Below are 14,711 nucleotides of genomic sequence, written 5' to 3'. Positions count from 1 at the left end.
ATTCTCCTCATTTTGAAGGGTTGAATGAAACGCGGTTGCGGCCGGCCTTCTTGGACCGATAAAGCAATTCATCCGCCTCTTTGATCAGGGCCTCTGTGCCCCAACCCGTCTGGAATTGCGCCACACCGATACTGATGGAAACCTTTGCCTTTAAAAACTCCTTAGCGGCCATCGCGCGTATCTTTTCTCCGGCCACGGCGGCCTGCGCCGCATCCGTTTGGGGAAGAATGATGCTGAATTCATCCCCTCCATACCGGCAGATGAATTCAGTGGCACGCAAATTGGTCCTGAATATCTCCGCCAGCCTTTTTAACAGACGATCTCCCTCGAGATGGCCCTGGGTGTCGTTGTATGTTTTAAAATCATCCACGTCGATCATCATTAAACTCAACGGGGACCTGTACCTGACGGCGCGCCGGACCTCTTCTTCCATTTTCTGCATAAAACTGCGGTGGTTCAACAGCCCCGTCAGGGGGTCTGTTTGGGAAAGGTGTTCCAATTCCTGGTTCTTGAGGGACAACTCTTCTTCCAGCCGACGCCGGTCGGAAATATCGACCGCGAAACCGTGGGTCCCTGTCTTCTCTCCCTGGTCGCTATAGATATGATTGGCCGTGATCAGCAGATAATCTTTCCGCCCGGACAAAAGGACGCGCGTTGTTTCAAAATCCTTGACGACCCCGAGGGCCTCGAGTTCGACAAGGAATTGTTTGCGCCGGTCAGGGTCGGGAAAACAAGTCTCCGGCCAGCTCTTCCCAAGCGCTTGGGAACAATTTTGTAATTCAAAAGTATCGGCAAAGGCCTTGTTGACGTAAAAGATCTTGGCCCGCGCGTCAGCCATAAAGATCCCTATTTTAATCCCTTCCACCAGATTCCGGAATATCTTATGGGATTCCGGATTCAGGAAATTCAGGTCTTTGTTCCCTGCTAAATACGCGTCCATCCACTGTCCTTTTATTTAAATTGCCTCGCATGGATTCGAACCATGATACTCAGATCCAGAATCTGATGTCCTACCATTAGACGACAAGGCAATAAAACCGAAATTTACCAGAGATGCTCTTGCACCCAGCCGTCGGCATTGTCCAGCTTGCTTTTTCCCGTGACCGGATCGGGCTTGCACACGCTCTCGATCGCCTTGCCGGCATTCTGCATGTCCTTTTCCAAACCGATGAACGGGCCGCTGATGGTGGATTTGAGCGTTTCGCAGCCGGTCAAAATAGCTGACACGGCCAGGACCATCAAAAGCAATGATATTTTTCTCATAAAACCTCCTGGAATGCATTACGCAAACGGTTAACAGTCTTGTCCTTGCCTAAAACCGCCATTGTATCAAAAAGCCCCGGCCCCACGGCGCGGCCGGTCAAAGCCACGCGCACCGGATGCACCATAGCCCCGGCCTCAATGCCCAATTCCTTGACCAAGGAACGGAACGCCTCCTCGGCGGTTGCCGCGTTAAAATCCACTATAGCGCCCAAACGCTGTGCCAAAAGATCAAACTCACGGACCATGCTCTTCGAAAGGTGTTCGGTCCGGGCGCCCTCGTCATAAGAAACATCGTCGTTAAAAATAAACCCGGCCCAGTCCAGGAAATCCGCGAGCGTGCTCATCCTGGATTTGAATAAATGGACAATACTTGCCAGGTCTTTTCCGGCCGCTTTTGCATCCCATCCCTTTTCTTTCAAAAATGGCGTCACCAGCAGGGCCAGCCGGGCATCGTCCATCTCTTTGATGTATTGGCCGTTGAGCCATTTTAACTTGTCCATGGAAAAAGCGGCGCCGGCTTTATTGATCCTTTTGATGGAAAATTTCTTCACCGCCTGTGCCAGGTCAATTTTTTCTTTGTTATCCCCGGGCGACCAGCCCAAGAGCATCAAATAATTGACCACTGCTTCCGGCAGAAATCCCTGTTTGCGGTAATCAGTGACGGCCACCGCGCCGGCGCGTTTGGACAGGCGCGCCCGTTCATCATCGAGAATAAGCGGCAAATGCGCGAATTTAGGGAGTTTAAATCCCAGCGCCTCATAAATAACGATCTGTTTGGGGGTATTGGAAATGTGGTCTTCCCCGCGGATGACGCAGGAGATCTGCATGAGCGCGTCGTCCACCACACAGGCGAAACTGTAGGCCGGCGACCCGTCGCTTTTGAGCAGGACCTGGTCCTTGATCTCTGCGCTGTCAACGGTGATCTCGCCGCGGATGAGATCATAGACCTTGATCTGCTGTTGGGGCATCTTCAGCAAAACCGCTTCGCCGTCCTTATACGCCTTGCCCTCATCCAGCAATTTCTGCGCGTGCTGACGGTAAAGGCCGAACCGGTCGCTTTGTTTATAAAACTCGTCCCAGTTAAGCCCCAGCCAGCGCATGCTGTCCAATATTTCATCGAGGTATTCGGGCTTTGAACGCGCCTTGTCCGTGTCCTCAATGCGCAAAATGAATTGCCCGCCCTGGGCCTGGGCATACATCCAGTTAAAGAGCGCGGTGCGGGCCCCGCCTATGTGCAGATATCCCGTCGGTGATGGGGCAAAACGGACGCGGACCATGTTATTTCTTCTTGTGCTTTTCGTTGAGGGCGATCAGGTCGGAAACGATCCCCAGCAGAACGGCCTGTTTCACTTCGTCCATGGGCTCGAATTCCAAGCTCACAGAATAAAGGTCCTTGCCTGCCGTGCCCGGGCATGCCTCACAACGTACGACCCTGGCCTTGCATTTGAACGAGGCGCTGTGGGGGAATTCAATGCTGATCTCAAAACAGGAATCCAAAACAAGTTTCCGGTCCAGGCGCACGCATAAACCGCCGGCGCCGATATTGACGGTGTGGGCGAGAATGACCTCCTGATTGCCGTCCTGATGCCATACGGTCAATGAGCAGGGATAATCAGCGCGGGGGAATCTGCGTTTATCGGAGTCGAACATATTTATGGTGAGCCTGTCGAACCATCAATACACGGGCTTGAGGATCTTATACCCTTTTTTGATGAACCGGGCAACAGTGGCTTCCAAACGGGCCTTGTCTTTCGCGGCAAGCCCCTCGAATCCAATGCCGATGTCATAAAAAAGAGGTTTGACCGATTCCAGGGCTTTCCTCTGCACGATCCATGCCACGCGGCCCCTGGCAAAAAGATGGTCGGCCTCTTCCAAAAGGTCCACCTCGATCTGGACCGGAGCCAACAGCGGGATCTCTCTCTTGGCGATGATGCAAATGCCGCCCACGCCGATATTCTCCGTGTGGGTCAAAAAAGCGTTCTGCTCTGCGCCGTGGGAGGTGGTCACTTTGACCAGACACGGGTACAGGAGGCGCGGGAAACGGCGACGGTTGAATCCATCCCAAGACATATTACCCCCTTTGAATGCGGGTGATGTTTTGCGCCCGTCCGGTTTTCGTATCAACGGAAACGACCACCCCGTGGAGGGTGGCGGCCGCCGCGGCGACCTCAAATTTGTGCGGCATGCTGGTCAAAAAACGCTGGATGATCTTTTCTTTATTCTGGCCGATGACAGAATCATACGGCCCTGTCATTCCCAGGTCCGTGATGTACGCGGTGCCGCCGGGCAAAACCTTTTCGTCGGCGGTCTGGATATGCGTATGCGTGCCGAACACAACGGAAACCTTACCGTCAGCATAATGACCCATGGCCACTTTTTCGCTGGTGGTTTCGGCGTGCATGTCCACAACGCTTAAAAGTGTCTGCTCCCGGACCTCCGCCAGGGCTTTGTCCAGCGTACGAAAAGGACACTCGACATTATAACGCATGAATGTCCTGCCTAAAAGATTTATTACCCCGATCTTGACGCCGGCGGCGGAGTCGGCAACCGTCCAGCCGCGGCCCGGAGCGCCATCTGGAAAATTGGCCGGACGGATGATCCGCGTGTTGTCCTGCAGATACGCATGGATCTCCGGCCTGTCCCACACATGGTCGCCTAATGTGATAACGTCCACGCCCGCCGCGAAGATCTCTTCGGCCTGTTTGGGTAGAATACCGGACCCGCCCGCGGCATTCTCGCCGTTGGCGATAACAAAGTCCACGGCATATTCCGCCTTAAGGCCGGGCAAAACTTTCGCCAGCACCTCGCGGCCCGGACGTCCGACAATGTCACCGATGCATAAAATGTTCATAATTTGATTTCGTACAGACGCAGCATTGCTGCGTCTCTACTTAGCATATTCAATTGCGCGCGTTTCTCTGACCACCATCACCTTGATGTGCCCCGGGTATTCCATTTCCTCTTCGATCTTCTTTCGGATGTCGCGCGCCATGACAATGGCTTCATCGTCGTTGACCTTGTCCGGGATGACCATGACGCGGATCTCGCGCCCGGCCTGCAAAGCATAGGCCTTCTCAACACCCTTGAATGAATGGGAGATCTTTTCCAGATTTTCCAGACGTTTGATATACGTTTCCATGGATTCGGCCCGCGCCCCGGGACGGGCGGCGCTGATGGCGTCCGCGGCAGAGACCAGGGTGCCGTACAGGGTGTTCATCTCCACTTCGCCGTGGTGGCTTTCAACGGCGTAAGACACATCCTCGGCCTCGCCGTATTTGCGGCAAAGCCGGGCGCCGACAATGGCGTGCGTTCCTTCTTCCACGTCGGAAGAAACAACCTTGCCGATGTCATGCAAGAGCCCGGCGCGTTTGGCGGTCTTGACGTCCACACCCAATTGATGGGCCATGATGCCCATGAGCTTTGAGACCTCGATGGAGTGGCTCAAGCCGTTCTGTCCGAACGAGGTGCGGTAACGCAGGCGTCCGACCAATTTGGTCAATTCGGGATGCATCCCGTGAATGCCCAGTTCAATCACCGCTCTCTCGCCCTCTTCCTTGATCTTGTTCTCAAGTGCATCCTTGGCCTTGGCCACTACTTCCTCAATGCGGCCCGGGTGGATGCGCCCGTCGCCGATCAATTGTTCAATGGCCATGCGCGCGATCTCACGGCGCACCATGTCAAATCCGGAAATGGTCACGGCTTCGGGCGTGTCGTCGATAATGATGTCCACCCCCGTGGCCTGTTCCAAAGCGCGGATGTTGCGGCCCTCCCGGCCGATGATGCGGCCTTTCATCTCATCGTTGGGAAGCACCACCATGCTGATCGTGGTCTCCGCCGTATGGTCGGAGGCGCAACGCTGAATGGCGGTGCTGATGACCTCGCGCGCGCGTTTGTCGGCGCTTTCCTTGATCTCTTCCTGCATGTGCCGTATACGTGAGGCCTTCTCGCTCAAGAGGTCCTCGTCCACGCGACGTAGCAGCAATTGTTTGGCCTCCTCGGTGGAAAGATTCGCGATGGTGTGCAGGCGCTGTTTTTCCTCGGCCAGGACCTTGGCCAATTCTTCGGTCTTTTCTTTCATGCGGGCCTCGCCTTCGCGCAGCGCGTCCAGACGGGCGGCCAGGTCCTTTTCCTTCTTTTCCAGAAGATCAACGCGTTTGTCGAGATTTTCCTCGCGCTGGGCAATGCGTTTTTCCGCGTTGTTGAGTTCTTCGCGCCGCTCCTTACTCTGGTTCTCAAAATCCTGACGCATCTTGATCAGAATATCCTTGGCCTGCAGTTCCGCCTCCTTGTGGATGGTCTCGGCCTCGCGCCTGGCGAGTTCACGGATGTCCAAAGCGCCTTTCTGCGCTTCCTGACCGCGTTTATGTCCCATGAAACGGTTCAAAAAGAACCCGGCAATGACACAGCCGATGGCGGCAAAGGCAAAAAACAGCACCTGGCCTAGAATGTTGGCGTTTTCCATAATACGACTCCCTTCATTTAAAAACGAAGATCAGGCGGCGATGACGTGGTGGACCGGAACATCATGGTCCTCGAGCGGAAGGCGATCTGCGATCTGAAAATCAAAGGCGATACCGACGGTCACTGCGGATGAAAGACTTTTCAGGAAGCGGTCGTAATACCCCTTCCCGCGGCCCAGGCGATTGTTGGCCTTGTCAAAAGCCAAGGCAGGCACCACCACCGCGTCCAGGCGCTCGAGCGGGATCTCCCGGTCTTTATGACGCCGCGGTTCGTGAATGCCGTATGTGCTTAAGCGCAAATCTTTCATGTTTTTGGTTAATGTCGGGATCAATGTCCTTTGTCCACGCAGGACAACAGGCAATGCAACCTGTTTCTTTAAATCCATGGCCTTCCGGATCATCGCGAATGTATCCACTTCGCCCGGCAGGGACGCGTAAAAAAGGATGGTTTTGGCTTTGACGATGGCGGGAAGTTTAAAAAACTCTTCCGCGATCAACCGGCTCTTCCTGAATCCCTCTTCACGATCCTGCTGTTTTAGAAGATCCAAATAATGCTTCCTTAAACGGCTCTTGTCATTCATGAGCAAAATTATATTACCATGACCGGGCCCAATGCACAACTGGATTCCTGCCGTGCCCTGACTTGAATGATGTCGCCGGCTTGAATGAGGCCTTCCCGCAGGACCTTGGCATAAAAACCGCAGCGGCCCACGATCGCTTCTTTTAACCGCGGGTCAATGGCATCCAGCACGTAACAGGGCTTGCGTTCCTTGGTCAATTCCAAAACCACCCCGCCGGAAAATTCCAGAATTGTCCCCACCCCCAAATGATTGACTTTAAGATCGCGCACGGTCAAATTCTCCCCGGTCGTCCCGGGCTTTAAGGCAAACCCTTCCTTAGTCAAATCCTCCAGGATCTCCATATCCTGCAGACACACCGCCTGTAAGGGATCATTGTGCTTGGCGTGATCGTGCCCGTCGCCGGCAAGGCCAGCGAAAGTCACCGGCACCGAGGTCTGGGGAAGTTTAGGAATTCCCCCGCCGGAGATACACACCGCCGCTACCTGGGGGGTCAAGATCGGTTCACGCATAGTAATACGGCACCTTGGCTACGCGCGCCGCCGCCATTTTATAGGAAGGTTGATAGGAATACGGGTCAAACGCCGGCAGTGTCAGATGATTGCTCACCTCATAATGCATGGGCAAAAAAATATGCCCCTGCTGCACGCTGGGGATCACCAAGGCCCTGGCCCTGATCTCCCCCCGCCGGGTGGACACAAACACCCATTGTCCGCTACGAATGCTCAATTTGCAGGCATCCTCGGGATTTATTTCCACATAAACGTCCCGCGCGTACATCTTGCGCAAAACCGGGGACTTGGCGGTGCGTGTCTGCGTATGCCACTGGGCGGATGTGCCCCGTCCCGTCAAAAGCACAAGAGGATACTGATCGCAAACATCTTCGGGGACTGGCCGGGGCGCTTCAAATATAAACCTGGCTTTGCGGTCATCGGTGAAAAATTGACCGTCGGCAAATAGACGGCGTTGATCTTCCAACGGCAATGCCCCTTCAGGCAAAGGCCATTGAATGCCGCCGCTGGATTCGATCATGGCATAATCGCGGATACCGGTAAAATCGCAGGGTGTTCCCCGCGAGATCTCTTTGAGAATTTGAAAAACCGCTTCGGGGCTTTGCCAGTCCTTGAAAAGTTCGCCGCAACCCCAGTAATGCGCGATCAATTTAAAAATAGAGAAATCAGCCAGGGCCAAACCGGGCGCCTTGGCCACTTTACGCAAAAGACCGATGCGCCGCTCCGAATTGATCATCGTGCCTTCTTTCTCACCCCAGCAGGCGGCCGGCAGGATCAGGTCCGCCATCTGCGCGGTTTCCGTCGTATGATACATGTCCTGCACGACGAGAAATTCCAGGTTCTTTAAGATCTGCCGGAACTCCTGCTGGCCGATCCAGGAATGCGCGGGGTTGGTGGCGATAATCCACAGGCCCTTGATCTTTCCGACGGCAATTTCTTCAATGATCTGATTGTAAGGCAAACTGTTTTGAGAAGGGATCCGTGCCTCGTCTATCTTCAGGAGGGTGGCGATCTTGCGCCGGTGCGCGCTGTCGCAAAAATCGTGCCCGCCCAATAAATTCGTCGTGTTGCTGAAAAGCCGTGAGCCCATGGCATTGCATTGGCCGGTGATGGAGTTTGCGCCCGTGCCCGGCCGGCCGATATTTCCCGTCATCAATGCCAGATTGATGATCGCCTGGGCAGTGCGCACCGCCTCATGACCCTGATTAACGCCCATGGTCCACCAAAATGAGACCTTCTTACCCCGGGCGATCAATGCGACGCATTGCTCGATCTGGGCCTCTGATAATCCCGTGGCCCGGCTGACATGATCGAGAGTGAACATCTTCACATGCGCGCGGAACTCTTTGAAACCCGCCGTATGCCCGGCAATAAAATCGGCGTCAAGCCAGCCGCGTTCAATAAGCCCGCGCGCCAAACCATATAACAAAACCAGATCGCTCTTGGGCTTTAACGCGTAATGACGGGTGGCGGCCATGGCTGTTTCGGTTTTGCGCGGGTCAATGACAATGATCGTCGGATTATTTTTATTGCGGCACACGCGCTGCCACATGATCGGATGGGCGATGCAGGGATTGGCCCCGATAAAAATGATCACATCGCTTTCTTCAAAATCCTGATACGTATACGGCGGGGCGTCAAAACCAAAGGCCTGTTTATAGGCCACCACCGCGGTGGCCATGCATTGACGGGTATTGCCGTCGCCGTGAACAAGGCCCATGCCGAATTTGGCCAGCGCCCCCAGCAACGCCATTTCCTCGGTGGTGATCTGTCCTGTGCTCAAAAAAGCAACGCTGTCATTGCCGTAGCGTGATTGAATATCTTTAAAACGGCTGGTGAAGATCCTTAACGCGGCGTCCCAATGGGCCGGCTCCAGACGGCCATGGCCTTTGCGCACATAAGGGGTGGTGGCGCGGTCAAAGGCCTTCAACGGCGTCAAGGCCTCCCAGCCCTTGGGACAGGCCTCGCCGGTATTGACCGGATATCCCTTGGTCGGCGTCAGATTCACCGGCACTCCATTCTTGATATGCACGTCCAGACTGCATCCCGTCGAACAAAAACCGCAGACCACGCGCGCCGCCCCATCAGGCAAAAGCCGTTGGGGCAAAACCCCCAATAGAGAAGGCGCCAGCGCCAATTCATCCGTCAGAAAACCGGTTTTTTGATGGATCAAATCCTTAAATTGTTTCATCGTGTTTGTCATTACTGCGGCATCTTTCCGCCAAAGGCGGATCAGCCTCTGGCTGATAAAGGAGTCACCGCACGGAAAAATAAATACCTTTCCATGATCTCCCCGGCCGCTGTCATGGCCGCCATGACCCCAACCCAGGTCAAGACCCAAGAGGGCGTCAAATAATCCTTCATGACCAGAAATAGAACAGGCAGGACAACCCCGCCAACGGTCCCGTATATAAAACGCTGGGTGGTCCATGCCCGCAAAGGCCCGGACATCAGCGCAGCGCTTTTCTTGAGCGGCGTCATCCGCGGATGGCGCAGATAAGAAAATAAGGACGCCTCGACGACAATTTTAACCAGGGTCAAAGCCGCCATCACGCGGCCTAAGGGAATACCAACCGCCCGCAAGACATCAACAAAATTTTGGGGTGAATAAACGGCGCAGACGCTCAATGATACGGCCATCACCGTTACTGTCCCTAAAATAGCGGCCGTCATAAAGAATTTAAACGTTGTCATGGGGGTGTCCCATAAAACCCGATGGGTGTCCCGGTAAACCATGACCGAGGCAAAAACAGCGAACAACCCCGCGGCTGATACTGCAAATCCGGCCGGGGCATATTTTACCCGAACGGCATAAGCAAAAGCCAAAGAAGCGAATACGCCGAAAGCCAGGATCTCGCGGCTTAGCCAGGAGGTTTTAAGGCCCAGCAGTGCGCGAAAAGCATACAACGGCCGGCCCAAATGAAAAATGCTGGCCCCCAATGCCAAAAGCCCGAAGGCCAAAGCAGTCAACGCGTGGGCGGGTATCAACAAAACGCGCAGATCATCCTGCAAGGAATAATTGACCAGTCCCTCCACACAAAACGCACCGACGGACAGTTGTGTCAAAACCAACATCACCACCAAAGGCATGTGCGGATGTTCCGGTTCAAAAACAGCGGCATCCATGGATGTCATGTCCGGCGTCAATTTTTTGTCCGTTACGTAACGGGTGGTTGGCAGCGTGTACCGGGAATCCGGGGCCTGGGGGATCCTGACAAATTCCGACGGGTCTTTCCGGACAACGGCCGTGTCCACCAGGGTAATGCGGATCGCTTCATTGGGGCAGGCGCGCACGCACGCAGGCGCCTGGCCGACCTCCAGGCGGCTGATGCACATGTCGCATTTATGCACAATGCCTTTTCTCTTACTGTACTTGGGCACATCATAAGGACATTTGAAAATGCAATACTGGCAGCCGATGCATTGATCACCCAGATGCTTGACCACGCCCGTCACGGGGTCTTTCTCATAGGCCTTCACCGGACAGCCGTTCATGCACGCCGGGTCCAGACAATGATGGCAGGCACTCGTGACATGCTGGATCACGGGTTGATCGGCGATGACTCCATGGATCAGCCCCACCGACCGCCAGGTCTCATCCTCCTCGAGACCGTTCTCATTATGGCAGGCGGTCACGCACGCCTTACAACCCGTACACTGGTCGAGATTGACTTCAAAAGCATACTGCTGTCCCGGCCCAGGCGTTGTTTTGGGGATCAATTGCTTATACGGACCGGCCCCCGACGGCAGTTGATGAAAATCATGCTTGAACGCGAATGTCTCAACCGCGGTCATGTCCTGCTGGTCCTCCAGGACCTGATGGACCAGTATTTCATCATTGTCCATATTTATTAACCTAAGGCCACAGCTTCCAACTGCCGGGCGCGGGCCACATCAAAGGCCTCCTTGGTTTCGCGTTCATCCTCAACGGAGAACTTGACCGCCAAAGATAACCCAGCCATGACAGCGACCGCTATGCCTAAATAAAACAAGCCATCCATATAGCTCATTTTATCATCGCGGAACAAGAACCCGAAAAGCACGCCGCCCAAGTTCCCGCCGGCACCGATGATCCCGGCCACCGCCCCCAAGGCCTTCTTATTGATGAACGGCACCACCGCATACGTCGCGCCATTGGCCATTTTGATAAATAAGGCGAAACTCAACATCGCCGCAATGGCCCAGGGTAAAACGGTCATGCGCGAAAAGACCATCAGCAATAAACCGCCGATAAAAAGCGAGGCGCCTAAAAAAATGACACGCCCCTTTAAACCGCCGCTGCGGGCACAACGGTCGGAAAAAAATCCACCCAATGACCTGGCGAAAAGATTCATCAAACCGAATAATCCGGCCACCAAACCGGCGGCCGCGATCGACAGATGAAATTGGTCCGTAAAATAAAGCGCGGCAATATTGTTCATGGTCAATTCCACCCCGAAACTGGCCGCGTAAATGACGCATAAGGCCCACACCCGGCGATCCTTCAAGGCGGCGCGGAAACTTCCCTTGGCTTGTTTTCTCGTCGGCAACAGCCCTTGCGCGCGCAGTTCATCCAGGTTGCCCTGTGGAAAATCTTTGGTCCAGCGGGCATAAGCAAATCCCGTCAAAAACAACAATACGCCCGGGACCACCATGCTCAATCGCCAACCCAAACTTTCACTAAGTCCAAGACCGATCGCCGCGGCCAGTATGAACGGCATCACCATCTGCGTAATACCGCCGCCCATATTGCCCCAGCCCGCGGCCGTGGCATTGGCTGTCCCCACGCAATTAGGGGCAAACATGACGGACGTATGGTATTGGGTCAATACGAAAGAAGCTCCGATGGCCCCGATGGCCAGACGGAACAAAAGGAAGCTCTGATAGTCATGGGCCAAACCGATGGCCATCACAGGCAAAGACCCGATGATCAGTAAAGCCGCGTAAGTGCGTCGAGGACCAAAACGATCACACAACCAACCGATCAACAAGCGGACAATAATAGTGATCGCAACAGAAGCGATGATGGTATTGCCGATCTGCGTTTTAGTTAAGCCCAGATCATGACGTACCAGCGGCATTAACGGAGCAATGGCAAACCAACCGAAAAAACTTAAAAAAAACGCAAACCACGTCATGTGGAATGTGCGCATGGGAATGGATTTAAAATCAAGCAGATTGATCTTATTGGCTTTGTGTAGATTCATGGCCCCCATCCTTTTTAAAAGTTAAACATAGCAATTATGCCAGCATCAATTGACCATTTTCTTCCCAAACCCGGTATGTTTTGACACACTCGCCCATCTCACTGCCTTTGCCGGTGGTCAGATCAAATTTATGCCCGTGCAAAGGACAAATGACCTGGTTGCCCCCAATGACCCCCTCGGCCAAAGGCCCCTGCCGGTGCGGACAGCGATGGCTCACCGCGAAAATACGGCCGGCCCGGGAACGGAAAACAGCGATTTCCCGACCATCAACAATAAAACATCTGCCCTGCCCCACGGGGATCTGCTCTACCAAACCAAGCTTGACAGTCAGCTCAACCATTATTCTCCGCCACGCGCAGCGTCTCAACCAACTGCGGACCTTCAAACTGATGAGGATGTACCGGTTGATCCGCTTCTTTCCAGGGGTCCTTGTACGCGTCCACCGCCTTCTGGATACGCTCATCCAGCTGGGCGCAGATCCCTAACGAATCATCGACGAGAATACCGCGCAAAACGTCAATGCCCACGCGTTCCACAAAACCATAAGTACGCTCTAAATATTTGCCATGCTCCCGGTAATATTCCATAAACCGCCCCATGCACGTCAGCACCTGGGCGTGGCTGTTGACAACGCACAATAGATCACCCTTGCGGACACTGCCGCCGGCTGCACCCCCGACATAAATTTCCCATTTCCCATCGCCGATGGCGACCGCCCCCAGATCTTTGACATAGGCCTCGGAACAGTTGCGGGCACAGCCGGCCGTGGCCAGCTTCATCTTATGCGGCGACTCAAGCCCCTGAAAACGGCGTTCGATCTCCTGGGCCAGGGCAATGGAATCGCCCAGCCCGTAACGGCAGAAATCCGTGCCTACGCAACTTTTGCAGGTGCGAAAGGCCTTGGTGTAGGCATGGCCGCTGGGAAGCCCCAAATCTTTCCACATATTGGGCAGATCTTCCTTTTTAACCCCCAGCAGATCAATGCGCTGGCCTCCGGTGAATTTCACCATCTTCACGTCATATTTCACCGCGGCCCGGGCGATGCGCATCAGTTCATCCGGCGACGTCACCCCGCCGTAAATGCGGGGCACCACTGAAAATGTCCCGTCTTTCTGGATATTGGCATGCACCCGGTCATTGATAAAACGGGCATCACGCTCATCCTTATAATCATCAGGCCAAAGGGTCTTTAACAGCGACGCCAGACCCACCTTGCTGTCCGCGTCTTCTTTGCCGTCGGCCAATGCCGCGAACACGGCGCTGACGGACTTCAAATTCCCCGTCTTAATGGCCGCCAGTAATTGTGATTTTTCCAATGGGATCCCCGGCACGTAATAATGATCGCTGGGGTCATAGGACACCTTGCCCAATTTCGCCTCGATGATCTGGGCAATGAGCCCGCGGCAGGAACCGCAGCCCTTGCCCGCCTTGGTCCTGGCACCCACGGACGCCACCGTCTCGCATCCGCTACTGATGGCCTCCACAATGGTCTTTTTGCACACGCCATTGCAATTGCAGATCTGCGCGTGGTCCGGCAGGTCCGCGGCCTGGATAAAGGCGGCCCCCTTGACGTCCCCGAACAAAAGGTCGGAACGGTTTTCCGGGACGGCCTGCTCATTGAGGAACATCTGGATGAGCACGTCCGCCGCCCCCGCGTCCCCCAAAAGAATGGCCCCGTAAAGTTTATTGCCGCGCACGATCAACTTCTTATAAATGCCGCGGTTGGGCTCACGGTAAACAATGACTTCATCATCGTCGGCGCCGGCTTCTTTTTCTCCCAACGACATCAGGTCGACACCCATGACCTTTAATTTCGTTCCGGTTTTCGAGCCCTGATAAACGGCCTGGGGATCAAATCCGCTGATCACATCCGCCACCACCCTGGCCTGCGTCCAAATGGGTTCGACCAGCCCGTACAATTTGCCCCGATGCTCAACACATTCCCCCAGGGCAAAAATATGGGGATCGCTGGTGCGCATTTGATCATCGCAGACAATGCCTTTATTGACATTCAGTCCGGAACCCTTAGCGATCTCCGTGATGGGACGGATGCCGGCGCTGACCACCACCATATCGGCGGGAATGGTTGCCCCGTCGGAAAATACCAAGGAGGTCACCTTTCCGTCATTCTTATGGATCTGCGCGGTCTTGCGGTCCGTCAATACGGTCAGGCCCATGGCTTGCATGGTGCGCTTTAAGATCTGCGCGGATTCCACATCCAATTGGGCCGGCATCAATTGGCCGGCCGCCTCCACGATCGTCACTTCCACATGATGCGTCATCAGTCCCCGCGCGGCTTCCAGTCCCAAAAGCCCGCCGCCGATCACCACGGCCCGTTGACAATTCCTGGCATATTCGGCAATACGGTCACAATCATCAATGGTGCGGAACAAAAACGTCCCCTCACCCCCAAACCCCTCCATCGGCGGTACGAACGGACGGGAACCGGTGGCAATGATCAAATGATCATAGTTTTCTTCCAATGACCCTCCCAAAAAAGCATCATCGGTGTGTGCGGCATAGGCAGGCGCCTGCGGATGCAGCTGACGGGCAATGACCGTTTTGCGCCCGGTGTCAATGTGGACGGCTTTAAAAGCCGCGAGCAAGGTGATATTATTTTCCTTAAACCAGCTTAAAGGATTGATAAAAATAGCACTGGCTTCCTGCGTCTGGTTGAGAACATTGCTCAATAAAATGCGGTTATAATTGCCG

14 protein-coding genes and 1 tRNA gene are annotated in these 14,711 nt (G+C 54.6%); all 15 read right to left on the bottom strand.

Annotated features, from left to right (window positions below):
- Window positions 1–7 precede the first annotated feature (7 nt).
- Window positions 8–940, bottom strand: a complete 933-nt coding sequence (locus Q7K71_07635) for a diguanylate cyclase (GenBank protein MDO8675960.1) — start codon at window positions 938–940, stop codon at window positions 8–10.
- A 20-nt stretch (window positions 941–960) separates the two neighbouring features.
- Window positions 961–1,031 (bottom strand) — tRNA-Gln (locus Q7K71_07630).
- Between the two features lie 13 nt (window positions 1,032–1,044).
- The gene (locus Q7K71_07625) at window positions 1,045–1,263 is read right to left on the bottom strand and encodes a hypothetical protein (GenBank protein MDO8675959.1); all 219 of its coding nucleotides are present in this window, start codon (window positions 1,261–1,263) and stop codon (window positions 1,045–1,047) included.
- The gene (gene gltX / locus Q7K71_07620) at window positions 1,260–2,540 is read right to left on the bottom strand and encodes a glutamate--tRNA ligase (protein MDO8675958.1); all 1,281 of its coding nucleotides are present in this window, start codon (window positions 2,538–2,540) and stop codon (window positions 1,260–1,262) included. Before gltX ends, Q7K71_07625 begins: the two co-directional genes overlap by 4 nt.
- Window position 2,541: 1 nt before the next feature.
- Complete coding sequence (locus Q7K71_07615) at window positions 2,542–2,913, bottom strand: PilZ domain-containing protein (protein ID MDO8675957.1); 372 nt, start codon at window positions 2,911–2,913, stop codon at window positions 2,542–2,544.
- 24 nt (window positions 2,914–2,937) lie between these two features.
- Window positions 2,938–3,333 carry a PilZ domain-containing protein gene (locus tag Q7K71_07610; protein ID MDO8675956.1) on the bottom strand — a complete coding sequence of 132 codons (396 nt, stop codon included), beginning with the start codon at window positions 3,331–3,333 and terminating at the stop codon, window positions 2,938–2,940.
- Window position 3,334: 1 nt separating this feature from the next.
- Window positions 3,335–4,114 (bottom strand): TIGR00282 family metallophosphoesterase, encoded by a 780-nt coding sequence (locus tag Q7K71_07605; protein MDO8675955.1) that lies wholly within the window; start codon window positions 4,112–4,114, stop codon window positions 3,335–3,337.
- Window positions 4,115–4,150: 36 nt separating this feature from the next.
- Window positions 4,151–5,725 (bottom strand): ribonuclease Y, encoded by a 1,575-nt coding sequence (gene rny, locus Q7K71_07600; protein ID MDO8675954.1) that lies wholly within the window; start codon window positions 5,723–5,725, stop codon window positions 4,151–4,153.
- Between the two features lie 30 nt (window positions 5,726–5,755).
- On the bottom strand, window positions 5,756–6,304 hold the full coding sequence (locus Q7K71_07595; protein ID MDO8675953.1) for a 5-formyltetrahydrofolate cyclo-ligase: 549 nt from the start codon (window positions 6,302–6,304) through the stop codon (window positions 5,756–5,758).
- A gap of 8 nt (window positions 6,305–6,312) precedes the next feature.
- Entirely contained in the window at window positions 6,313–6,813 is a 501-nt protein-coding gene (locus Q7K71_07590) for an MOSC domain-containing protein (protein ID MDO8675952.1), read from the bottom strand.
- Window positions 6,806–9,004, bottom strand: coding sequence for a nitrate reductase (locus Q7K71_07585; GenBank protein ID MDO8675951.1), 2,199 nt, complete (start codon window positions 9,002–9,004; stop codon window positions 6,806–6,808). The genes Q7K71_07590 and Q7K71_07585 overlap by 8 nt, the downstream gene beginning before the upstream one ends.
- Before the next feature lie 41 nt (window positions 9,005–9,045).
- On the bottom strand, window positions 9,046–10,659 hold the full coding sequence (locus Q7K71_07580; protein ID MDO8675950.1) for a DmsC/YnfH family molybdoenzyme membrane anchor subunit: 1,614 nt from the start codon (window positions 10,657–10,659) through the stop codon (window positions 9,046–9,048).
- 5 nt (window positions 10,660–10,664) lie between these two features.
- Window positions 10,665–11,999, bottom strand: coding sequence for a NarK family nitrate/nitrite MFS transporter (locus tag Q7K71_07575; protein ID MDO8675949.1), 1,335 nt, complete (start codon window positions 11,997–11,999; stop codon window positions 10,665–10,667).
- A 34-nt stretch (window positions 12,000–12,033) separates the two neighbouring features.
- On the bottom strand, window positions 12,034–12,339 hold the full coding sequence (locus Q7K71_07570; protein ID MDO8675948.1) for a nitrite reductase (NAD(P)H) small subunit: 306 nt from the start codon (window positions 12,337–12,339) through the stop codon (window positions 12,034–12,036).
- Window positions 12,332–14,711, bottom strand: a 2,380-nt coding sequence (gene nirB / locus Q7K71_07565) for a nitrite reductase large subunit NirB (protein ID MDO8675947.1), incomplete at its 5' end; no start/stop codon positions are given. The genes Q7K71_07570 and nirB, both read right to left, overlap by 8 nt.

Source organism: Candidatus Omnitrophota bacterium, from assembly GCA_030650275.1.
GTDB lineage: Bacteria > Omnitrophota > Gorgyraeia > Zapsychrales > Fredricksoniimonadaceae > JACPXN01.
Note: the sequence above shows the minus strand (reverse complement) of the source record. Positions and strands in the feature narration are given on the sequence as shown.